Below are 22,104 nucleotides of genomic sequence, written 5' to 3'. Positions count from 1 at the left end.
TCATTGTCACTGTGCGATGGGCCACACTGCTTCCCGAGCCGCACCGCTGCCCAGGTCACCACGCCGGACCCGCGCCGCCGCGTTACCGCGCCGCCCCCAGCTCCCACATCAGCAGCTCCGCCGCCCCGCCCACGGCCCGCACCGCCGGCTCCCCCGCCTCCCGCAGCCGCGCCGCGTCCCCCGCCGCCAGCCGGGTGTCGCCGCCCAACTCCACGGCGCCGCAAACCACATGGAGGTAGACCAGGGGCGCCACCGGCACCGCCGTCGGCTCGTCCTCGCGCAGCCGCCGCACATGCAGCACCGCGTCGGTGCGCGGCAGGGCGTACGGGGTGCCGTCCGCGATCCCGCGCACCACCTCGTACTCCGGGTCGCCGCCCGGCCGGTCGGGCACCAGCCACATCTGCACGAAGCGCAGCGGGACATCGCCCGCGTTGCGCTCCACATGCCGGGTCCCGGAGCCCGCCGTGAGCCGCTGCACATCGCCCGGCCCGACGACGGTCGCCCGCCCCCGCGCGTCCTCGTGCGTGAGCCGGCCCTCGATCACCCAGCTCACGATCTCCACGTCGCGGTGCGGGTGCGCGCCGAACCCGGCGCCGGGCGCGAGCCGTTCCTCGTTGCAGGCGGTCAGCGGGCCGAACCGCACGTTGTCCGAGTCGTAGAAGCCGCCGAACGAGAACGCGTGCCGGGTCTCGATCCCGCCCGCCGGATCACCGCCCCGGTAGCGCTCGGCGGAACGCTGCACCTGAAGCATGCGTCCCACCGTATCCACCCCGCACTCACCCCCGCCGGGTATGAGCCGGGAGGAAATGAGGCAGGCTGGTCCTCGTGTCCGATGCCGAAGAAGCAGCCCCGAAGGCCACCGCGCGCGATGAGGCGGCCGCGTTCGACGAGGCCGCCGCGTTTGATGAGAAGAAGGCGCACGCCGCCACCGTGCGCCGCCTGGAGCAGTCCTCGGGAAAGCTGGCCGCCGCCGCGATCGCGCGGATGGACGAGCAGCTCCCGTGGTACCGCGCGATGCCCCCGGAGAACCGCTCCTGGATCGGCTTGGTCGCCCAGGCCGGCATCGCGGCGTTCACCGAGTGGTTCCGGCACCCGGACACGCCGCAGGCGATCAGCACCGACGTCTTCGGCACCGCCCCGCGCGAGCTGACCCGCGCCATCACGCTGCGGCAGACCGTCGAGATGGTGCGCACCACCATCGAGGTGGTGGAGTCCGCCGTGGACGAACTGGCCCTGCCCGGCGGGGAGTCCGCGCTGCGCAACGCCCTGCTGGTGTACGCGCGGGAGATCGCGTTCGCCACCGCGCAGGTCTACGCCCAGGCCGCCGAGGCGCGCGGCGCGTGGGACGCCCGGCTGGAATCCCTCGTGGTCAACGCGGTGGTCTCCGGCGAGGCGGACGAGAGCGACGTCTCCCGCGCCGCCGCCCTGGGCTGGAAGGCACCCGAACATGTGACGGTCGTGTTGGGCAACGCCCCCAACGGCGACAGCGAGCTCACCGTGGAGGCGATCCGCCGCGCGGCCCGCTACGCCAAGCTCCAGGTCCTGACCGGGGTGCTCGGCAAGCGGCTGGTGGTCATCGCCGGTGGCAGCGACGACCCGGTGCAGGCGGCCAAGGCGCTGATCGGCCCGTTCGCCTCCGGCCCCGTGGTGGCCGGCCCGCTCGTCGGCGACCTGCTGGCCGCCACCCGGTCCGCGCAGGCCGCGGCGGCCGGCCTGCGCGCCTGCGCCGCCTGGCCGGACGCGCCGCGCCCGGTGCTCGCCGACGACCTGCTGCCCGAGCGCGCGATGGCGGGCGACCCCGCCGCCCGCACGCTTCTGGTGGAGGAGATCTACAGACCGCTGCAGGAGGCGGGCTCCGCGCTGCTGGAAACGCTGAGTGTCTATCTGGAGCAGGCCAGCAGTCTGGAGGGGGCGGCCCGCATGCTTTTTGTGCATCCCAACACCGTTCGCTACCGCCTCCGCCGTGTGACTGATGTCACCGGGTGGCCCCCTTCCGATGTCCGATCGGCCTTTACTCTGCGCATCGCACTGATGCTGGGCCGCCTCGCCGATGAGGACCATTCCGCCTAGGGTTTGTGCGATGCCCACAAATCCCTCGACGGTTCTTCGTTCTCGCCCCCACCGGCGGTGAACGGCGCCGCCGGGAGAGAGTGAGAGCGTGCTCGTACTCGTCGCTCCCGGCCAGGGCTCCCAGGCGCCTGGCTTCCTGAACCCCTGGGTGGAACTGCCCGGCGTGGCCGACCGCCTGGGCGCCTGGTCGGACCTCGTGGGTCTGGACCTCATCCACTTCGGCACCAAGGCCGACGCCGACGAGATCCGCGACACCGCGGTGGCCCAGCCGCTGCTCGTCGCCGCCGCGCTGGTGTCCGCCGCGGCGCTCTTCGACGACGAGGCCGTGCCCGCCCCGCGGGCGGCCGTCGGCGCCGTAGCCGGGCACAGCGTGGGCGAGCTCGCCGCCGCCGCGATCGCCGGGGTGCTGTCCGAGGAGGACGCCATGGCGCTGGTGCGCCGCCGCGCCCAGGCGATGGCCGAGGCCGCCGCCGTCACCGAGACCGGGATGTCCGCGGTGCTCGGGGGCGACCCCGACGCCGTCGCGGCCCGCCTGGCCGAGCTGGAGCTGACCCCCGCGAACAACAACGGCGGCGGGCAGATCGTCGCCGCCGGCACCGTCGGCCGGCTGGCCGAACTGGCCGCCGGCAAGCCGGAGCGGGCCCGGGTCGTGCCGCTCAAGGTGGCCGGCGCGTTCCACACGTACCACATGGCGCCCGCCGTGGCCGAGATGAACGCCGCCGTCTCGGACATCTCCGTGGCCGATCCGGGCATACGGTATGTGTCGAACGCCGACGGCGCCGTCGTCGCCGAGGGACGCGAGGTGGTCCGCCGCCTGGTGTCCCAGATCTCGAACCCGGTCCGCTGGGACCTGTGCATGGAGACGTTCCAGAAGCTGGGCGCCACCGCCATCGTGGAGCTGTGCCCCGGCGGCACGCTCACCGCGCTGGCCAAGCGGAACCTGCCCGAGGTCGAGCGGGTGGCCATCAAGGGCCCGGATACGCTGGCCGCGGCCCGCGAGCTGATCACCGGACTCTCCGCCGACACAGCCGCAGCGGCCGACGCCGCCGAATAGGAGCAGGGAGCATGTCCGCCTCACTCAAGGCCGGCCCGGGCGCGCCGTTCGCGCGCATCCTCGGCGTCGGCGGCTACCGCCCCACCCGCGTCGTGCCCAACGAGGAGATCCTGAAGCACATCGACTCCTCGGACGAGTGGATCCGGTCCCGCTCCGGCATCGTGACCCGGCACTGGGCCGGCGAGGACGAGACCGTGGCCGAGATGGCGCTCGCCGCCTCCGGCAAGGCGCTCGCCGACGCGGGCATCGCCGCCGAACAGATCGACGCGGTGATCGTGTCGACCGTCTCGCACTTCGCGCAGACGCCGTCCGTCGCCACCGAGATCGCGCACCGGCTGGGCGCGGTCCGGCCCGCGGCGTTCGACATCTCCGCGGCCTGCGCCGGGTTCGGCTACGGGCTGACCATCGGCAAGGGCCTGATCATGGGCGGCAGCGCCACCCATGTGCTGGTCATCGGCGTCGAGCGGCTGTCCGACCTGACCGACAGGACCGACCGGTCCACCGCGTTCCTCTTCGGCGACGGCGCGGGCGCGGTCGTGCTCGGCCCGGCCGAGGAGCCCGGGATCGGCCCCACGGTGTGGGGCTCGGAGGGCGACAAGGCCGGGGTCATCGGCCAGACGGTGCCCTGGGACCGGTACGCGCCCGGGGACCCGTTCCCGGCGCTGCGGCAGGAGGGCCAGACGGTCTTCCGCTGGGCGGTGTTCGAGATGGCCAAGGTGGCGCAGGAAGCCCTGGACGCCGCCGGGATCACCGCCGACCAACTGGACGTCTTCATCCCCCACCAGGCGAACATGCGCATCATCGACTCCATGGTGAAGACGCTCAAGCTGCCGGACGGTGTCGCGGTCGCCCGCGACATCGAGACCACCGGCAACACCTCGGCCGCCTCCATCCCGCTCGCCATGGAGCGGATGCTGGCGACCGGGCAGGCGAAGAGCGGCGACACCGCACTCGTCATCGGCTTCGGGGCGGGTCTCGTGTACGCCGCGACGGTCGTTACCCTCCCCTAAGCAAGACCCGATCACCATCCACGCGGTACCCCACCGCAGTACACAAAGGAGCGCCGCAATGGCTGCCACCAGGGAAGAGATCGTCGCCGGTCTCGCCGACATCGTGAACGAGATCGCCGGGATCCCCAACGAGGAGGTGACCGAGGAGAAGTCGTTCACCGACGACCTCGACGTCGACTCGCTGTCCATGGTCGAGGTGGTCGTCGCCGCCGAGGAGCGCTTCGGCGTCAAGATCCCGGATGATGACGTCAAGGGTCTGAAGACCGTGGGCGACGCCGTCGGCTACATCGAGTCCCACCAGGGCTGACCGGCACCTCACCGCATACGCGAGATACACGAGTTACCCGAGCGCTTGTCGCCACCTTCCGGGGTGGCGCGGCACACCATCCCACAACTAGCGGAGTAGTCATTCTGTGAACGCGACCAATCGAACGGTGGTTGTCACCGGTGTCGGCGCAACCACACCGCTGGGTGGCGACAGCGCGTCGACCTGGGAGGGGCTTGTCGCCGGCCGGTCCGGCGTGCGGCCCCTGACGGCGGACTGGGCGGCCGAGCTGCCGGTCCGTTTCGCCGCCACCGCCGCCGTCGAGCCCTCCGAGGTGCTGCCCCGGCCGCAGGCCCGCCGACTGGACCGCACGGCCCAGTTCGCGCTGCTCGCGGCCCGGGAGGCGTGGGCCGACGCGGGCTTCACCGCGAAGGCCGGCGAGGACGAGTCGGTCGACCCCGCCCGCCTCGGCTCGGTGATCGCCTCCGGCATCGGCGGTGTCACGACGCTGCTGGAGCAGTACGACGTCCTCAAGGACCGCGGCGCGCGGCGCGTTTCCCCGCACACCGTGCCGATGCTCATGCCGAACAGCCCCGCGGCCAACGTCGGCCTGGAGTTCGGCGCGCAGTCGGGCGTGCACACGCCCGTCAGCGCCTGTGCCTCGGGCGCGGAGGCCGTCGGCTACGCCGCGGAGATGATCCGCACCGGCCGCGCCGACGTGGTGATCGCGGGCGGCACGGAGGCGTGCGTCCACCCGCTGCCCATCGCGGCCTTCGCCAACATGATGGCCATGTCCAAGAACAACGACGAGCCGCAGCGCGCCTCGCGGCCGTACGACACCGGGCGCGACGGCTTCGTCCTCGGCGAGGGCGCCGGGGTGATAGTGCTGGAGTCCGCCGAGCACGCGGCGCGGCGCGGCGCCCGCGTGTACTGCGAGATGCTGGGCCAGGGCCTGTCGGCCGACGCCCACCACATCGCGCAGCCCGAGCCGTCCGGCCGCGGCATCGCCGCCGCCCTGCGCAACCTGCTGGACGCCACGGACCTCAAGCCGGAGCAGATCGCCCACCTCAACGCGCACGCGACGTCCACCCCGCAGGGGGACATCGCTGAGGTCAAGGCGCTGCGCATGGTGCTGGGCGACGACCTGGCCCATGTGGCGGTTTCCGCGACCAAGTCGATGACGGGCCACCTGCTCGGCGGCGCGGGCGGCGTGGAAACGGTCGCCACGGTGCTGGCGCTGCACCACCGCACGGCCCCGCCGACGATCAACGTGGACGAGCTGGACCCGGAGGTGGACGCGGACATCGTCCGGGACACCGCCCGCGAACTGCCGTCCGGCACGATCGCCGCGATCAACAACTCGTTCGGCTTCGGCGGGCACAACGTGGTGCTGGCCATGCGAACGGTCTGATTTCAAACGGTCTGATTTTCAAGAAGTCGCCGGGATCCCGTCCGATCGATGCGATCGGACGGGATCCCGGCGTATCCGGCCCCGCCCCCGGCGGCCCGTCGCGAACTGTCAGCCCGCCGGGAGGCGTTCGTTCGACTCCCCGGGTCCCGGCGTTCTCCGGTGCGTCCCGGAAGGCGGCCCACAGATACAGCCCCGGCAGTCCCGCGAGCCCGGTCATGACCAGCACGGACGCGCCGAGCCCGCCGTGCACCAGCAGCGGCGCGGCCATCGCCGTCCCCAGCGGCGGGGTGCCCTGCATCAGGGTGCGCAGCGTGGCGAACGAACGGCCGTGCAGCTCGGGCGGGATGCGGCGCATCCGCAGGGACTGCGCCCACACGGTCATCGGCGCGCTGAGCAGCCCGACCCCGAAGAAGCCGACGCCCACCACCACGGGCCGGGACACGTCCAGCACGGGCAGGATGGCCAGGGCCGCGCCGACCTGGCACAGGCCGATGCGCCGCACCGACGCCGGCCCGGCCCGGCCGCTGCCGGCCAGCGCGGCCCCGGCGAACTCGCCCGCCGCCATCGCCGCGATCAGCACGCCGAGCGAGGCGGCGCCGCCCGCCAGTTCGTTCTTCACCAGCCAGGGACCGACCACCAGCAGCAGCATTCCCTCCGCGACGTTGAACAGCATGAACGCGGCCGTGGTCACGACGATCACCCGGTCGCGGCGGACCGCCGTCAGCCGGGGCCGCGCCCCCGTCGCCTCGCCGGGGGCCGAGCGCGACCGCGACGGCGGCAGCGGATCCCGGAGGGTCGCCACGGCGCCCGCGAAAGACCAGGTAGGTGGCGGCGTCGATCAGCAGAACGCCGGGCGCGCCCGGTTCACGGCCAGGGCGAGCGGCCCCACTCCGACTTCCGCGACCAGTTGCCGGTGCAGATGGCGCTCGCTCACCGCGAGCTGTCAGGCCACGCCCCCCACCCCGATGGTGTCGACGGCCCCGCTCGCGATCAGCCGCAGCGCGCGGGCCACGAGATCCCCGCGGACGTTCCACTCCCGGGACGACGGCGCGACCTCGGGGCGGCAGCGGCGGCAGGCCCGGAAGCCTGCCGCCTCCGCCGCCGCGGCCACGCGGTAGAAGCGGACGTTCTCCGGCCTCGGGGTGCGCGAGCCGCAGACGGGACGGCAGTAGACACCGGTGGTCGTCACGGCGACGAGGAAGTCCCCGTCGAAGCGCTCGTCGCGACTGGCCATCGCCCGGTAGCAGGTATCGAAATCGAGCACCCGCGCATTCTTGCCCCCGCTCCGCGCCGCCGTCTGGCGGTGATCGGACCAGGTGATTCCGGCCGGTCCCGGGACGTCGCCGATCCCCGGGTCAGGGGCAGCGCACGACCTGTCCGGCCCAGGACAGTCCGCCGCCGAACGCGAAGAGGAGCACCGGGGCACCGGCCGGGATCTCGCGGCGTTCGACCAGCTTCGCCAGGGCCAGCGGCACGGACGCCGCGGAGGTGTTGCCGGACTGCACCACGTCCTGGGCGACCACGGCCTGCGGGGCGCCGATCTGGCGGACCAGCGACTCGATGATGCGCAGATTGGCCTGGTGGGTGACGATGCCGCCCAGCTCGCCGGGCTCGATCCCGGCGCGCTCGCACGCCTGGCGGGCGAACGGCGCCAGCTCGGTGGTGGCCCAGCGGAAGACGCTCTGCCCGTCCTGCGAGAAACGCGGCTGCCAGGCGTCCAGCATCCGCACCGTCTTGCCGCGGCTGGGGTCGGAGCCCCACACGACCGGCCCGATGTGGTCCTCCTCGGCGGCGCTGACCACGGCGGCGCCCGCGCCGTCGCCGAGCAGCACACAACTGCTGCGGTCCGTCCAGTCGGTGACGTCCGACATCTTCTCGGCGCCCACGACGAGCGCGTGCCGCGCGGCGCCGGCCCGCACGGTGTGGTCGGCGGTGGCCAGGGCGGTGGTGAAGCCGGCACAGCCGTTGTTGAGGTCGAAGGTGACGGCGGACGGTATGCCGAGCCGCCCGGCGACCTGGGCGGCGATGGACGGCACCCGGTCGATGGCGCTGCACGTGGCGACGATCACCTGGCCGATGGCGTCGGGCCCGACCCCGGCGGCGGCGAGCGCCTTCCCGGCCGCCGCCGCGGCCAGGTCGGTGACGGACTCGTCGCGGGCAATGCGCCGGGCGGCGATGCCCGTGCGCTTCTTGATCCACTCGTCGCTGGTGTCCACCAGCTTGCCGAGGTCGTCGTTCGTCATCACGTGCTCGGGCTGGTGGTGACCGAGTGCGGAGATTCGCGTCATGGAGGCAATATAGCGACCGATCGGTCGGACTCTATAGTGGGTGCCATGAGTCCCCGCCACTCCGCCGCCGAGGCCCGCCGCACACGCGAGCGGATCATCGAACGCGGTCTGGACCTGGCCTCCCTGGAAGGGCTCGAAGGATTGACGATCGGCCGTCTCGCGGCGGATCTGGGCATCAGCAAGTCGGGCCTGCTCGGCCACTTCGGCACCAAGCAGGCCCTGCAACTGGCCGCCATGCAGCGGGCGGCGGTCATCTTCAACCGCGAGGTCTGGCACCCCGCGGCGTCCGCGCCTCCCGGCCTGCCCCGGCTGCGAGCGGTGTGCGCGGCGTGGATCTCGTATCTGACCGGCGGGATTTTCCCCGGCGGCTGTCTGTTCGTCAGCTCCACCTTCGAACAGGACGGCCGCACGGGTCCGGTCCGCGCCCTGCTCCAGCGCCAGTTCCGCGCCTGGAACCGCCGCCTCACGGCGGAGGTCCGCACGGCCGTGCGGAACGGCGAGCTGCCGGACGGGACGAACGCGGAGCAGTTGGTGTTCGAGCTGTACGGCGTGATGATGAGTCTGAACCACACGATCCAACTGCACACCGACACCCGGGCCATCACCCGAGCCCAAACGGCCATCACCCGCCTGCTCCCCCGTGACCCCGCCGCGCCACCGGCCTGACCTGGCCTCAACTCCCCGCACGGCATACGCCGTTGTTCTCCCCAGCGGGCCGCGCCGTTGTTCTTCCCCACCCGCCCGCCCTTGAAAGGGCGGGCGGGTGGGGAAATCCCGGGCGCGCAGCGCTCGGGGGTGGCTCAGTCCGCGGCCAGCGGGAAGCTCGCGTAGTACGACGCCACCATGTCCTCCCCGCCGTGCCCCAGTTCCGCGGCGCGGCGGAAACGTTCCGCTCCCGCCGCCGCGACGTCCAGCCGGACCCCGGCCGCGTCGCCCGCGGCGACGATCAGCCGGGTGTCCTTCTCCGCCGTGTCCACCGTGAAGCTGGGCGTCGGCTCCCCGGACCGGATCAGCGCGGACTTGGCGCGCAGATACCCCATGTCCAGCGGCCCGCCGGCCACCGCGTCGAGGAAGTCCTGGGGATCCACGCCCAGTCCGTGCGAAAGGGCCAGCGCCTCGGCCACGCCGTGCGTGACGGCCAGCACCCAACTGTTGCAGACGAGCTTCAGCCGGGTCGCCGCCCCCGGCTCCTCGCCGGTCCACACGGTGCGCGCGCCGATCGCGTCCAGCACCGGCGCGGCGGTCGCGCGGGCCTCGGCCGGCCCGGCGGCCAGCACCGTCAACTGCCCGGCCTCGGCGGGCTGCCGGGTGCCGAGCACGGGCGCGTCCACGAAAAGCAGCCCCTGGTCCCCGGCGAAGCCGGCCAGCGGCGGCAGCCCGTCCAGTCCGGCGGTCGTGCACTGCAACCACACCGCCCCCGCCGCCAGCCCGGGCGCCGCGGCCCGCATCGCGGCCAGCGTGGCGGCGCTGTCGAACAGGATCGTCAGCACCACGTCCGCGCCGTCCACCGCCTCGGCCGGCTCGTCGCAGACCCGGGCGCCCTCCTCGGCCAGCGGCTCGGCCCTGGCCCGGGTGCGGTTCCACACCCGGACGTCCAGACCGGCCCGGCACAGGTTGCGCGCCATGGCCGCGCCCATGATGCCGGTGCCAAGAACCCCCACGGAAGTCTGATTCGTCATGCTCGAACGGTAGACGCCGGGCCCTACACCACCTGGTGCAGCCAGCGCACCGGCGCGCCCTCCCCGGCGTGCCGGAACGGCTCCAGCTCGTCGTCCCACGGCTTCCCCAGCAGCCGGGCGATCTCGGCCTGGAGGTCGCTCTCGCCGCGCGCGGCCCGCGCCGCGGCGGCGCGCAGCCGGTCCTCGGGAATCATGATGTCGCCGTGGATGCCGGTGACGGCGTGGTAGATGCCGAGCTCGGGGGTGCAGCTATAGCGCTCGCCCTCGGTGGCCGTCGACGGCTCGGAGGTGACCTCGAACCGCAGCAGATGCCAGCCGCGCAGCGCGGAGGCGAGCTTGGAGGCGGTGGCGGCCTCGCCCTGCCAGGAGAGCTCGGAGCGCCAGGTGCCCGGCGAGGCGGGCTGTCTGGTCCAGTCCAGGCCGACCCGGGCGCCCAGGACCCCGGCCACGGCCCATTCGATGTGCGGACACAGGGCGCGCGGGGCGGAGTGCACATACAGAACACCACGTGTCGTCATCGGGACCTCCACTCTTCCCAGCCTGCGCCCGCTGCGATCCTCAAGGCGCCCCCTGTGACCCCGATACCGCACAACGAACAGTAAACAGCATTCATACCTTTTCTCGGCAAATTGGACAGCGTGTGACGTGAGGTCATCTTTTACTCTTGTCTCGGGCGCACATCACCGCGCCGCCGCTTGCCTGGACCCAAGCTACCGCCCCCGGTCCGTGACGACAGAGACACAAGGAAGCTGAATGCCGGTCAGCCGCCGCACCCTCGCCCTGCCGATCGCCGCCGTCGCCCTGCTCGCCGCATGCACTTCCTCCTCCGGTGACTCCGCCCCGGACGCCGCCGGGGCCACGGCCGGCGGTTCCCCGGAGTCGGGCGGCGCCGGGGACGCCGGGCCACAGGCCGAGGCGGCGCCCGAGTGGGACACCAGCCCGGAGTCGATCGCCGCCATCGGGGACTCCATCACCCGCGCCTTCGACGCCTGTTCGCTGCTCGCGGACTGTCCGGAGGCGTCCTGGGCCACCGGCACCGACGCGTCGGTGGCGAGCCTGGCCCAGCAGTTACTGGGCGACGGCCCCGAGGCGGAGCGCCACTCGTGGAACCTGGCGGAGTCGGGCGCCACCGTCGCCGATCTGCCGGCCCAGGCCCGGGAGGCGGTCGCCCATGAGCCGCAGTTGGTGACGGTCCTCATCGGGGGCAACGACGCCTGCGCGTCCGATCTGGGGTCGATGACCAGCGCGGCGGACTTCCGGGCAGACTTCACCGAGACGATGGACATCATCCGCGGCGAGTTGCCGGAGACACAGGTGTATGTGTCCAGCGTGCCGGACCTGATGCGGCTGTGGTCGGAGGGCAGCGAGTCGCTGATGGCCCGCGCGGTGTGGCAGATGGCGAACATCTGCCCCTCGATGCTCAGCGACGCGGGCGACGACTCGACGGACGCGGCCGAGCGGCGCGAGGCGGTGCGCGAGCGGGTCACGGAGTACAACGAGGTGCTGGCCGACGTGTGCGGCGAGGACGCGCTGTGCCGCTACGACGGGGGCGCGGTGTTCGAGTACGACTTCACCACCCACCACCTCAGCGACTACGACTGGTTCCACCCGAGCCGCGAGGGCCAGTCCACGCTGGCGGCGCTGGCCTATGAGCAGGTCACGATGGCCGAGTAGCTCCCCGGCACGCGGGGTTCCCAAGGGGCCCCGACTGGCGTAACCATTGACAGGGTGAGGCCACGCTCATTACGTTCTCGTCAGCATTTCGAACGACTGACGAAATCTCGAACAGACGTGGAGGGTTGGCCCCCGTGCGCATCACCGGAATCAGTACGCATGTCGTCGGTACCCCGTGGCGGAACCTCACCTATGTGCAGGTCCACACCGACGAGGGACTGACCGGCGTCGGCGAGACGCGCATGCTCGGTCACACCGACGCCCTCCTCGGGTACCTGCGCGAGGCCGAGGCGAACCACATCTCCGGCTCCGACCCGTTCGCCGTCGAGGACCTGGTGCGCCGGATGAAGTACGGCGACTACGGACGGGCCGGCGAGATCGTCATGTCGGGCATCGCCTGCATCGAGATGGCCTGCTGGGACATCAAGGGCAAGGCGCTCGGCGTCCCCGTCTGGCAGCTCCTCGGCGGCCGGGCGAACGCCTCCGACAACCGGGTCAAGGCGTACGCCAACGGCTGGTACACCGTCGAGCGCACCCCCGAGGCGTTCCACGAGGCAGCCAAGAAGGTCATCGAGCGCGGCTACCGCGCGCTGAAGTTCGACCCGTTCGGCACCGGCAGCTTCGAGCTCGACCACGCCGAGACGCTGCGTTCCCTGTCGCTGGTGGAGGCCGTCCGGGACGCCATCGGCCCGGAGACCGAGCTGCTGCTGGAGATGCACGGCCGGTTCTCGCCGGCGACCGCGATCCGGCTGGCCAAGGAGATGGAGCGGTTCCAGCCGTCCTGGCTGGAGGAGCCGGTGCCGCCGGAGAACCTCAAGGCCCTGGCGAAGGTCGCCGAGAAGACCACGCTGCCCATCGCCACCGGCGAGCGCATCCACGACCGCATAGAGTTCCGCGAGCTCTTCGAGTCGCAGGCCGCCGACATCATCCAGCCCGACCTCGGGCACATCGGCGGCATCGGCGAGATGCGCAAGCTCGCCGCCACCGCCGAGACGCACTACGTCCTGGTCGCCCCGCACAACGTCGGCGGCTCGGTGCTCACCGCCGCCAGCCTCCAGCTCGCCGGCTGCACGCCGAACTTCAAGATCCTGGAGCACTTCAACGACTTCGCCGACGCCGACATCAAGAAGGTCGTCGACGGCGCCCCGCAGGTCGTCGACGGCTACTTCACGCTCTCCGAGGCGCCCGGGCTCGGTGTCGAGCTGAACACCGAGGCCGCGGCCGAGTTCCCGCAGCAGCGCGCCCGGTTCGACCTGTGGGCCGAGGGCTGGGAGAAGCGGGAAGGGTCGGCCGGCCGATGACCGCCGCGCGGAGCATCGTCGTCGAGCGCCCCGGCACGTTCCGGCTGGCCGCCGCCGGCGCGCCGCCCGAGCCGGGGCCCGGCGAGGTGCGCGTGGCCGTGCACGCCGCCGGGGTGTGCGCCAGCGACCGCGAGGTGTACGACGGGACCCGGGCCGACGGCTATGTCCGCTACCCCGTGGTGCCCGGGCACGAGTGGTCCGGCACCGTGGCGGCGGCCGGGCCCGGCGTGGACCCCGCGCTGGTGGGCCGCAAATGCGTCGGCGAGGGCTTCCGCGCCTGCCAGACGTGCGAACGCTGCCGGTCCGGCGAGACCAGCCTGTGCACCGCGGGCTACGAGGAGACCGGCTTCACCCGGCCCGGCGCGTTCGCCGACCACCTGGTGCTCCCCGCGCGACTGCTGCACCTGCTGGACGACGACGCCAACCTGACCGCCGCCGCGCTGCTGGAGCCGGCGGCGGTGGTGGCGGCGGCCGTGCTGCGCGCCGCGCCGCGCCCCGGGGAACGGGTCGCCGTGGTCGGCGCCGGCACGCTGGGGCTGCTCGCCGTCCAGTTCCTGGCCGCCTCCACCCCCGCCGAGCTGCTGGCCGTCGACCCCCGGGACCGGCCGCGCCGGCAGGCCCTGGACCTCGGCGCCGGCCGCGCCGCGGACCCGGCCGAGGCCAAGGAACTGCACGGCCGCTACGACCTGGTGGTGGAGACCGCCGGCGCGCCCGGCACCGCGCGCGACTCCTGTCTGCTGGCCCGCCGGGGCGGGCGCGTCGTGCTCACCGGCATGCCGGAGCCGGGCGCGCACGGCATCGACCCCGTGCACCTGTCCGTGAGCCAGTTGACGATCGCGAGCGTCTTCGGCGCCCCTCCGAGCGCCTGGGCGTACGCCACCCACGCCTTCAACCACGGCCTCCTGCGGCCGGCGGCGCTGATCACGCATCAGCTACCGCTGGAATCGTTCGGAGAAGCCGTGCGACTGGTCGGTAGCGGAGACCCGGAAGTGGGCAAGGTCCTGCTGAAGCCCTAGGGGACGAACGCCCGCCGACCGCTGCCCGCCGGCTGCCGAACCGAACCGCATACGAGATATCGAACCACCGCGAACAATGGAGCATCGTGTCTGAGTCCGCCCCCGCCCATCCCCGCCGCCCGGGCGACACCGCCCTGGCCTCGCTCGGCTACGCAGCGCCGGTGGACGACCCCGCCGACGCCTCACCGCACACCTTCCCCGACGGCGGGACCTGGCGCACCGAGATCCCCTCGGTCGAGGGCCCCGAGGCGCTGACCACCGTTCTCAAGGAGGCCGCCCAGCTCGGCGTGCCGATCCACCGCATCAGCCAGGGCAGCGGCGTGTGGATGCTCACCGACGCGGAGATCACCGAGATGGTCGACGCGTGCGCCCAGGCGGGCACGGAGCTGTGCCTGTTCACCGGTCCGCGCGGCACCTGGGACATAGGCGCCTCGACCCGCACCCTGTCCGGCGGCGCCGGGCTGCGCGCCCGGGGCCACGGCGCGGTGGCCGGCTGTGTGGAGGACGCCCTGCGCGCCACCGAGCTCGGCGTGCGCTGCCTGCTGGTGGCCGACGAGGGCGTGCTGTGGCTGCTGCACCAGTTGCGCGCCGAGGGCACGCTGCCGGCCGACACGACGATCAAGGTCTCCGCGCTGATCGGCCCGGTGAACCCGGCGGCCGTGGCCGTGCACGAGCGGCTGGGCGCCGACTCCGTGAACATCCCCTCGGACCTGACCCTGGACCACCTCACCGAGATCCGCCGGGTCAGCCGGGTGCCGCTGGACTTCTACCTGGAGGCCCCCGACGACCTGGGCGGCTATGTCCGGATGTACGAGATCGCCGAGCTGATCCGCCGCGGCGCCCCGATCTACCTCAAGTTCGGGCTCAGCAAGGCGCCCGGCATCTACCCCTTCGGCGCCCACATGCGCGACGTCACCCTGGACACCGCCCGGGAGCGCGTCCGCCGCGGGCGTCTGGCCCTTGATCTTCTGGCCCGCCTGGGCGCCGACACCGGCATGTCGCCGCTCGGCTCCCGGCTTCCCGGCCAGTTGCACCGATTCACCGTCACCGACAGCACGACCGGTAACGCCGGAACCACCGGCAGCACCGGCCCAGAAGAGGTTCCATCTGTCTGAAAGGACGTGACCCGTCATGTCTCCTGCACGAGCCGCAGCACGCGCCACCGCCGTGGCCGCCGTTCTCGCCCTGTCCCTGGCCGCCTGTGGCCAGGACAGCGGGGGTGGCGAAGAGAGGGACCCCGATGAAGAGGGCGGCACGATCGGCATAGCCATGCCCACCAGGTCTTCCGAGCGCTGGATAGCGGACGGCGAGAACATGGTGGAGCAGTTTGAACAGGCGGGTTACGACACGGACTTGCAGTACGGCGAGGACCAGATCGAGAACCAGATCAGCCAGATCGAGAACATGATCGCGCAGGGCGTGGACCTGCTGGTGATCGCCGCGATCGACGGCGCCTCGCTGGGCAACGTGCTCCAGCAGGCGGCCGACGCGAACATTCCGGTGGTCGCCTACGACCGGCTGCTGATGGAGTCCGAGCACGTCGACTGTTACGCCACGTTTGACAACGAGCAGGTCGGCCAGCTCCAGGCCCAGTACATCGTCGATGCGCTGGCCCTGGAGGAGAACCCCGACGAGTCGTTCAATATCGAGCTGTTCGCCGGTTCCCCCGATGACAACAACACCCGTTACTTCTTCGAGGGCGCGATGAGCGTTCTCCAGCCCTACCTGGACAGCGGGCAGTTGGTCGTGCGTTCCGGGCAGACCGAGCAGAGCGCGGTCACCACGCAGCAGTGGTCGGGCTCCGAGGCGCAGGACCGGATGGACGACCTGCTGACCGCCGACTACCGCACCGAGCGGCTGGACGCGGTCCTCTCGCCCTACGACGGCATCTCGCTGGGCATCCTCGCGTCGGTGAAGGGCGTCGGCTACGGCACCGAGGCGCAGCCGTTCCCCGTGGTGACCGGGCAGGACGCCGAGGTGGCGTCGGTCCAGTCGATCGTCGCCGGGGAGCAGACGCAGACCGTCTACAAGGACTTCCGCCTGCTGGCCGAGCAGGCGGTCGCGATGAGCGACGCGCTGCTGGGCGGCCAGGAGTGCGAGGCCAACGACACCGAGTCGTACGACAACGGCGTCAAGGTCGTGCCGTCCTACCTGCTGGAGCCGGTCAGCATCGACGCCTCCAACTGGGAGCTGCTCGTCGACGAGGGCTTCTACACCCAGGAGGAGCTGGGCTAGCAGGGCCCGGATAGGGAGTGTGTGCCATGGAGCAACACGTACTGGAGATGCGGGGCATCGGAAAGTCCTTCCCCGGCGTGCGCGCCCTGGACGGGGTGAGCATGTCCGTGCGCGCCGGGGAGGTGCACGCCGTCTGCGGGGAGAACGGCGCGGGCAAGTCCACGCTGATGAAGATCCTCAGCGGCGTGCACCCGCACGGCACCTACGACGGGGAGATCCTCTTCGAGGGGCAGCCGTGCGCGTTCAAGGACATCCGGGCCAGCGAGCGGCGCGGGATCGTCATCATCCATCAGGAACTGGCGCTGATCCCGCATCTGTCGATCGCGGAGAACCTCTTCCTGGGCAACGAACGGACCGGCCGCGGCGGGATCATCGACTGGTCCGCGACGCTGCGGGAGACCGAGCGGCTGATGCGGCGGGTCGGTCTCGGGGGCGAGCATCCGCAGACCCCGGTCGCGGGTCTCGGCGTCGGCAAGCAGCAACTGGTGGAGATCGCCAAGGCGTTGGCGAAGCAGGTGCGGCTGCTGATCCTGGACGAGCCGACCGCGGCGCTGAACGACGAGGACAGCCGCAAGCTGCTGGAGCTCATCGGCGAGCTGCGGGACCAGGGGATTGCCTGCATCCTCATCTCGCACAAGCTGAACGAGGTCCGCGAGATCGCGGATTCGGTGACGATCCTGCGGGACGGGCGCACGGTGGAGACCCTGCCGGCCTCGGTCCCGGAGGACCGCATCATCCGCGCCATGGTCGGGCGCGAGCTGACCCAGTACTACCCCGAACGCACTCCCTACCGGGGTGAACGGGCCGGGCAGGTCGCCCTGTCGGTGACCGACTGGACGGTCCGCCACCCGCTGGACACCGAGCGCCGCGTCGTCGACTCGGTGTCGTTCGAGGTGCGGCACGGCGAGATCCTGGGCCTGGCCGGGCTGATGGGCGCCGGCCGCACCGAGCTGGCCATGAGCGTCTTCGGGCGGTCCTGGGGCCGGTTCGAGCGCGGATCCGTCTCCGTGCACGGCCGGCCGGTCTCCACCCGCACGGTCGCGGACGCGATCGAGAACGGGATCGCGTACGTCACCGAGGACCGCAAGACCTACGGTCTCAACCTGATCGACACCATCAGCCGCAACATCTCCATGGCCGGCCTGCCCAGGCTGGCCAGGCGCGGGGTGGTGGACGAGCACGCCGAGACCCGGGTCGCGGAGCGGTTCCGCACGTCGATGAACATCAAGACGCCCACCGTCTTCGAGCAGGTCGGACGGCTCTCCGGCGGTAACCAGCAGAAGGTCGTGCTGTCCAACTGGATCAACACCGAGCCCGAGGTGCTGATCCTGGACGAGCCGACCCGGGGCATCGACGTCGGCGCCAAGTCGGAGATCTACACCGTCATCGACCGGCTCGCCGCCGAGGGCAAGGCCGTCGTGTTCATCTCCTCCGAACTGTCCGAACTCCTGGGCGTGTGCGACCGGATCGCCACCATGTCCGCCGGCCGCCTCACCGGCGTACTGGACCGCGCCGAGGCCACTCAGGAAGCTCTCATGCGGCTCATGACCGGAATGGACGCCGCGTATTCAGACGAGGAACGTTGACATGACCCAGGCCACCCCCGCCACCAAAAAGGGCCCGGCCACCAAACCGGGCCCGGCCGCCCTGGTGCGCAACGCCCTGCGCACCAACATGCGGCAGTACGGAATGCTGATCGCGCTGGCCGCGCTGCTGATCGTCTTCCAGATCTGGACCGGCGGCGACGTGCTGCTGCCGCGCAACGTCAGCAACATCATCAACCAGAACGGCTACATCCTGATCCTGGCGATCGGGATGATGATCGTCATCATCAACGGCCATATCGACCTGTCCGTCGGGTCGATAGCCGGCTTCTCCGGCGCCGCCGCCGCGGTGATGATGCTCGAACACGACATGCCCTGGCAGCTCGCCCTCACCATCGCGCTGCTCATCGGCGCCGTCATCGGCGCCTGGCAGGGCTTCTGGATCGCCTATGTGGGCCTGCCATCGTTCATCGTCACCCTGGCCGGCATGCTCCTCTTCCGGGGCGCCACCCGCATCCTGCTGGAGGGCCGCACCTGGTCCGGCCTGCCCCAGGGCTTCCAGGACATCAACCAGGGCTTCCTCCCCGAGGTCGGGCCGGACACCAACTATCACAACCTCACCCTCCTGCTCGGCATCGCCGTCTGCGCCGTCGTCGTCCTCCAGGAGTGGCGGCGCCGTGCCCAGCAGCGTGAATACGACTTGAACGTGCTGCCGTTCAACCTGTTCGCGCTCAAGTGCGCCGCCATCGTCGCCGCGGTCATGGCGTTCTCGCTCACCCTGGCCAGCTACCGCGGCGCGCCCGTCGTCCTGCTCATCCTGGGCGGGCTGATGGTGCTGCTGGGCTTCGTGATGCGCAACTCCGTCATCGGCCGGCACGTCTACGCGCTGGGCGGCAACCGGCCGGCCGCGCAGCTGTCCGGCGTGAAGGACCGGCGCGTCACCATGGCCGTCTTCATCAACATGGGCGTGCTGTCCGCCCTGGCCGGCTGTGTGTTCACCGCCCGCACCGGCACCGCCACCACCGGCGCCGGCAACCTCTTCGAACTGGAGGCCATCGCCGCGTCGTTCATCGGCGGCGCCTCGATGAGCGGCGGGGTGGGCACCGTCCTGGGCGCGGTCATCGGCGGCCTCGTCCTGGGCGTGCTGGACAACGGCATGCAGTTGCTGAAGATCGGTGAGGACTGGCAGCAGGTGATCAAGGGCCTGGTGCTGCTCGTCGCCGTGGCCTTCGACGTCTGGAACAAGCGACGGGGTCTGGCCGGCCGCTCCTGACCGGTCTCCGCTCCGCTCCGCGCCGCGCCGGCCCGTGGGCATTCGTGGGTACCCGTGCCCCGGGTGCCCACGGGCCGGCCCCGTTCGTTCCCTCTCATCCCCCCATCCAAGGAGCCGCTCCATGTCCACCTCACGCAGAACCGTGATCGCCACGGCCGCGGCGGCCGGGCTGACCGCCGCCACCGTCGGCAGCGCCGCCGCCTCGGGCGGCGCGCCGCGGAGCGAGCCGTTCGGACAGCTCGCCGACGGCACCGAGATATCCCGCTGGACCCTGGCGCGCGGCGGCACGCGCCTGAAGGTCCTCAGCTACGGCGGCATCGTGCAGTCGCTGGAGATCCCGGACCGCGCCGGGCGGCGGGCCAACGTCTCCCTCGGCTTCGACCGCATCGACCCGTACGTCACCGACTCGCCGTACTTCGGCGCGCTGATCGGCCGTTACGGCAACCGCATCGCGCGCGGGCGCTTCACCCTGGACGGCACCGAGTACCAACTCCCGCTCAACGACGGCCAGAACAGCCTGCACGGCGGCGACGCCGGGTTCGACAAGCGGGTCTGGGACGTCACCCCCAACGGCCCGGCCGGGCTCACCCTGCGCTACACCAGCCAGGACGGCGAGATGGGCTACCCGGGCACGCTGGACGTCCGGGTCGACTACACGCTGACCGACAGCGGCGACTTCCGCATCGACTACGAGGCCACCACCGACGCGCCCACCGTGGTCAACCTCACCAGCCACATCTACTTCAACCTCGCCGGGGAGGGCAGCGGCGGCATCTACGACCACCGGCTCAGCCTGGGCGCCGGCCGCTACACCCCCGTGGACGCGACGCTCATCCCCACCGGCGAGCTGGCGCGGGTCGCCGGCACCCCGTTCGACTTCCGCCGTGCCAAGCCCATCGGCAGGGACATTCGCGAGGGCCACGAACAGCTCATCCGCGGCCAGGGGTTCGACCACAACTTCGTTCTCGACAAGGGCATCACCGGCCGGCCCGAGCGGGCGGCCACCCTCTACGACCCGGCGTCCGGGCGGCTGATGACCATCGACACCACCGAGCCGGGCCTCCAGTTCTACAGCGGCAACTTCCTCGACGGCACCCTCACCGGCACCTCCGGGCGGGTCTACCGCCAGGGCGACGGCCTGTGCCTGGAGACGCAGCACTTCCCGGACTCCCCCAACCAGCCGGACTTCCCCAGCACCGTCCTGCGTCCGGGGCAGACGTACCGCTCCACCACCGTCCACTCGTTCGCGGCCCGCTGAGCGAAGGCGACCGCGGCTACCCCGGCAGCAGCTCGATGGCGATCGACGGGTAGAGGGCCCGCAGTGGCTCGGGGGTCATGGTGATCACCGGCCACTGGCGGGCCGCCGCGAGATAGGCGACATGGCCCGGGGTGAGGCCGGCCGGGCGGTGGGCGGACCGCAGGATGCCGGAGCCGACGGCGTGCGACTCGTCCAGCGGCGCGAACGTGACCAGCGGGAACCGCAGGATGGCGGTGAGCGCGTCCCGGCCGTGCGGATGCAGGTCCACCGCCGCGTCGGACACCGCCGTGGCCGGGGCGAGCAGCGGGATGACGTGCTCGTGCGCGGTGGCCAGCAGGGCCCGCATGTACAGGTCCCCGCGGGCGGCGGCGATCAGCGCCGAGGTGTCGAGAATGCGACCGCCTATGGCGTCGGCCGTCACGCGGCGTCGAGACCGAGCGCGCGCTCCGCCCACTTGACGTGCTCGGCGCCCGGCGTCTCGTCCCCGAACAGCCGGCGCAGGGTCTCGCCGACCTCGGCCAGCTCCTCGTCGCGCCGCAGCAGCTCCTGGATATGGCCGGACACGCTCGGGATGCGGCCGGCCGCCTCCGCGGCCTTCAAACGCCGGAGCTGCTCCTCCGGCAGGGAGATCGCCGTCTTCCGCATGGTCATACCCCAGTATTACCCGGGGCGCGTGGTGATCGCCAGCCCGCGCGGTTGCGGGACGGGCGGCGCGTTGGTGCACTGAGGGAGTGCGACAGGCCCAGCCCCTCACCCCCGACGACCGCGGCCGGATGGTCGATCTGCTGCTGGACCGCGACGCCCGCCGGCTGCGTTCCCGGGGCGTGCGCCTGGAGGTCACCGAGGCGGCCCGCGAGCTGCTGGCCGAGCCGAGCCCCCAGCCGTTGCACCGCACGATCCGGACCCAGGTGAACGACCGGCTCGACGCGCTGCTGGCCAGCGCGGAGGCGCGGCCCGGGGACACGGTGGTGGCGGACACCCGGGACGGCCACGTGGTGTGCACGGTGGCCCGGGAGGACGTGGAGGAGGCCGAGGCCGCCGCCGAGGCGGAGGGCATGCCGCCGCCCATGTCGTAGGCCCCGCCGCGACCCACTGGGCGATTCTCACCCGACGCTCAAAGAATTCTCATTCGTGAACCGTAGCGTGCGCGTCATGAGCACGAACGAGACTCCCTGCGAATTCAGCAGACGCCGCATGCTCGCCCTCTCCGGCGCGGGCGTGGCCGGCCTCGCGCTGGCCGCGTGCGACTCCTCCGCCCCCGCCGGCTCCGGCGCGGAATCCACCGGCGAGGCCGCCGCGACCGAGGGCGGTGCCACCACCTCCGCGCAGTGCGTGCTGACCACCAACCTGACCGAGGGGCCCTACTACCTGGACGGCGCGATGATCCGCGCGGACATCACGGACGGCAAGACCGGCGTGCCGCTGACGCTGCGCCTGACCGTCCAGGACACCACCGAGGCCTGTGCCCCGGTGCCCGGCGCGGCGGTGGAGATCTGGCACTGCGACGCCTGGGGCTACTACTCGGGCTACACGGAGAACTCGCCCGGCGGCGAGGTGCCCGCCGAGAGCGAGGACGGCAGCGGCGCGGACCCGGAGACGTTCCTGCGCGGCTTCCAGGTGGCGGGCGAGGACGGGACGGTGGAGTTCACCACGATCGTGCCCGGCTGGTACAGCGGGCGCACCACGCACATCCATGTGAAGGTGCACACCGGCGGGGAACGGGAGGACGGCGGTTACGAGGGCGGCACCGTGAACTTCACCGGCCAGCTCTTCTTCGCGGACGACATCGTCACGAGCGTGAACCAGAGCGAACCGTACTCCCGGCACACCGGGGACGGGCCGATGACCCTGGACGAGGACTCGATCTATCAGGGCGGCGGCACCGCCGACGGGCTGCTGGCCATGGAGAAGTCCGGCGACGGCTATCTGGGCACGCTGATCCTGGGCATCGATCCGGACGCGGAGAACGACGGGGGCGGCGGGGCGGGCGGCGGCGAGGAGCCGCCCGCGCCACCCCAGTCCTAGC

The 22,104-nt window shown here is 72.0% G+C and carries 23 protein-coding genes and 1 pseudogene; 16 read left to right on the top strand and 8 right to left on the bottom strand.

Annotation, left to right across the window (positions count from 1 at the left end; genetic code table 11):
* Positions 1–82 precede the first annotated feature (82 nt).
* Positions 83–751 (bottom strand): pirin family protein, encoded by a 669-nt coding sequence (locus tag RM590_RS27300; RefSeq protein WP_311707386.1) that lies wholly within the window; start codon positions 749–751, stop codon positions 83–85.
* Between the two features lie 179 nt (positions 752–930).
* Between RM590_RS27300 and RM590_RS27295 the strand changes: the two genes are divergently transcribed.
* From RM590_RS27295 to fabF, 5 genes are all read left to right on the top strand, one after another.
* Positions 931–2,070: a PucR family transcriptional regulator gene (locus RM590_RS27295; protein WP_311707447.1), complete on the top strand. Its 1,140-nt coding sequence runs from the start codon at positions 931–933 to the stop codon at positions 2,068–2,070.
* Between the two features lie 88 nt (positions 2,071–2,158).
* Positions 2,159–3,124: an ACP S-malonyltransferase gene (locus RM590_RS27290; protein WP_311707385.1), complete on the top strand. Its 966-nt coding sequence runs from the start codon at positions 2,159–2,161 to the stop codon at positions 3,122–3,124.
* Between the two features lie 11 nt (positions 3,125–3,135).
* Positions 3,136–4,134, top strand: coding sequence for a beta-ketoacyl-ACP synthase III (locus RM590_RS27285; protein WP_311707384.1), 999 nt, complete (start codon positions 3,136–3,138; stop codon positions 4,132–4,134).
* 58 nt (positions 4,135–4,192) lie between these two features.
* A complete protein-coding gene (locus tag RM590_RS27280) occupies positions 4,193–4,441 on the top strand; it encodes an acyl carrier protein (RefSeq protein WP_311707383.1) in 249 nt (82 codons plus the stop codon).
* A gap of 106 nt (positions 4,442–4,547) precedes the next feature.
* Positions 4,548–5,810, top strand: a complete 1,263-nt coding sequence (fabF, locus tag RM590_RS27275; protein ID WP_311707381.1) for a beta-ketoacyl-ACP synthase II — start codon at positions 4,548–4,550, stop codon at positions 5,808–5,810.
* Here fabF and RM590_RS27270 read toward each other — a convergent pair.
* From RM590_RS27270 to RM590_RS27260, 3 genes and pseudogenes are all read right to left on the bottom strand, one after another.
* Positions 5,752–6,612 carry an MFS transporter gene (locus RM590_RS27270; protein WP_311707380.1) on the bottom strand — a complete coding sequence of 287 codons (861 nt, stop codon included), beginning with the start codon at positions 6,610–6,612 and terminating at the stop codon, positions 5,752–5,754. The genes fabF and RM590_RS27270 overlap by 59 nt on opposite strands.
* A gap of 57 nt (positions 6,613–6,669) precedes the next feature.
* Positions 6,670–7,074 (bottom strand): annotated as a pseudogene (locus RM590_RS27265) (Ada metal-binding domain-containing protein); the annotation flags it as partial.
* 91 nt (positions 7,075–7,165) lie between these two features.
* A complete protein-coding gene (locus RM590_RS27260) occupies positions 7,166–8,098 on the bottom strand; it encodes a beta-ketoacyl-ACP synthase III (RefSeq protein ID WP_311707378.1) in 933 nt (310 codons plus the stop codon).
* A gap of 45 nt (positions 8,099–8,143) precedes the next feature.
* On the opposite strand from RM590_RS27260, the gene RM590_RS27255 reads away from it, so the two are divergent.
* Entirely contained in the window at positions 8,144–8,764 is a 621-nt protein-coding gene (locus tag RM590_RS27255; RefSeq protein ID WP_311707377.1) for a TetR/AcrR family transcriptional regulator, read from the top strand.
* A gap of 134 nt (positions 8,765–8,898) precedes the next feature.
* Here the strand turns inward: RM590_RS27255 and RM590_RS27250 are convergent, their stop codons facing one another.
* Positions 8,899–9,777, bottom strand: coding sequence for an NAD(P)-dependent oxidoreductase (locus RM590_RS27250; protein WP_311707376.1), 879 nt, complete (start codon positions 9,775–9,777; stop codon positions 8,899–8,901).
* Between the two features lie 23 nt (positions 9,778–9,800).
* Positions 9,801–10,295, bottom strand: a complete 495-nt coding sequence (locus RM590_RS27245; RefSeq protein ID WP_311707375.1) for a DUF3145 domain-containing protein — start codon at positions 10,293–10,295, stop codon at positions 9,801–9,803.
* Positions 10,296–10,530: 235 nt separating this feature from the next.
* On the opposite strand from RM590_RS27245, the gene RM590_RS27240 reads away from it, so the two are divergent.
* The 8 genes from RM590_RS27240 to RM590_RS27205 all read left to right on the top strand — a co-directional run bounded on the left by RM590_RS27240 (position 10,531) and on the right by RM590_RS27205 (position 20,078).
* Positions 10,531–11,451, top strand: coding sequence for an SGNH/GDSL hydrolase family protein (locus RM590_RS27240; RefSeq protein ID WP_311707374.1), 921 nt, complete (start codon positions 10,531–10,533; stop codon positions 11,449–11,451).
* Between the two features lie 134 nt (positions 11,452–11,585).
* Positions 11,586–12,752, top strand: a complete 1,167-nt coding sequence (locus RM590_RS27235; protein ID WP_311707373.1) for a mandelate racemase/muconate lactonizing enzyme family protein — start codon at positions 11,586–11,588, stop codon at positions 12,750–12,752.
* Positions 12,749–13,768, top strand: coding sequence for a zinc-dependent alcohol dehydrogenase (locus RM590_RS27230; protein WP_311707372.1), 1,020 nt, complete (start codon positions 12,749–12,751; stop codon positions 13,766–13,768). Before RM590_RS27235 ends, RM590_RS27230 begins: the two co-directional genes overlap by 4 nt.
* 86 nt (positions 13,769–13,854) lie before the next feature.
* A complete protein-coding gene (locus RM590_RS27225) occupies positions 13,855–14,883 on the top strand; it encodes a hypothetical protein (RefSeq protein ID WP_311707371.1) in 1,029 nt (342 codons plus the stop codon).
* 16 nt (positions 14,884–14,899) lie between these two features.
* Entirely contained in the window at positions 14,900–16,003 is a 1,104-nt protein-coding gene (gene chvE / locus RM590_RS27220) for a multiple monosaccharide ABC transporter substrate-binding protein (RefSeq protein ID WP_311707370.1), read from the top strand.
* Between the two features lie 26 nt (positions 16,004–16,029).
* Entirely contained in the window at positions 16,030–17,589 is a 1,560-nt protein-coding gene (gene mmsA, locus RM590_RS27215; protein ID WP_311707369.1) for a multiple monosaccharide ABC transporter ATP-binding protein, read from the top strand.
* 1 nt (position 17,590) lies between these two features.
* The gene (gene mmsB / locus RM590_RS27210) at positions 17,591–18,820 is read left to right on the top strand and encodes a multiple monosaccharide ABC transporter permease (protein ID WP_311707368.1); all 1,230 of its coding nucleotides are present in this window, start codon (positions 17,591–17,593) and stop codon (positions 18,818–18,820) included.
* 121 nt (positions 18,821–18,941) lie between these two features.
* Positions 18,942–20,078 (top strand): aldose epimerase family protein, encoded by a 1,137-nt coding sequence (locus RM590_RS27205; protein ID WP_311707367.1) that lies wholly within the window; start codon positions 18,942–18,944, stop codon positions 20,076–20,078.
* Between the two features lie 16 nt (positions 20,079–20,094).
* Here RM590_RS27205 and RM590_RS27200 read toward each other — a convergent pair whose 3' ends face one another.
* Positions 20,095–20,499 (bottom strand): PIN domain-containing protein, encoded by a 405-nt coding sequence (locus RM590_RS27200; protein ID WP_311707366.1) that lies wholly within the window; start codon positions 20,497–20,499, stop codon positions 20,095–20,097.
* Positions 20,496–20,729, bottom strand: a complete 234-nt coding sequence (locus RM590_RS27195) for a hypothetical protein (RefSeq protein WP_311707365.1) — start codon at positions 20,727–20,729, stop codon at positions 20,496–20,498. Before RM590_RS27195 ends, RM590_RS27200 begins: the two co-directional genes overlap by 4 nt.
* Positions 20,730–20,809: 80 nt before the next feature.
* Here RM590_RS27195 and RM590_RS27190 point away from each other — a divergent pair, with 80 nt between their 5' ends.
* A complete protein-coding gene (locus RM590_RS27190; RefSeq protein WP_311707364.1) occupies positions 20,810–21,154 on the top strand; it encodes a hypothetical protein in 345 nt (114 codons plus the stop codon).
* 76 nt (positions 21,155–21,230) lie between these two features.
* Positions 21,231–22,103, top strand: a complete 873-nt coding sequence (locus RM590_RS27185; protein ID WP_311707363.1) for an intradiol ring-cleavage dioxygenase — start codon at positions 21,231–21,233, stop codon at positions 22,101–22,103.
* Position 22,104: the final 1 nt, after the last annotated feature.

This window comes from Streptomyces litchfieldiae, from assembly GCF_031845365.1.
Lineage (GTDB): Bacteria > Actinomycetota > Actinomycetes > Streptomycetales > Streptomycetaceae > Streptomyces > Streptomyces litchfieldiae.
The sequence above is the reverse complement of the archived record's forward strand: the minus strand, read 5'-3'. Positions and strand labels throughout refer to the sequence as shown.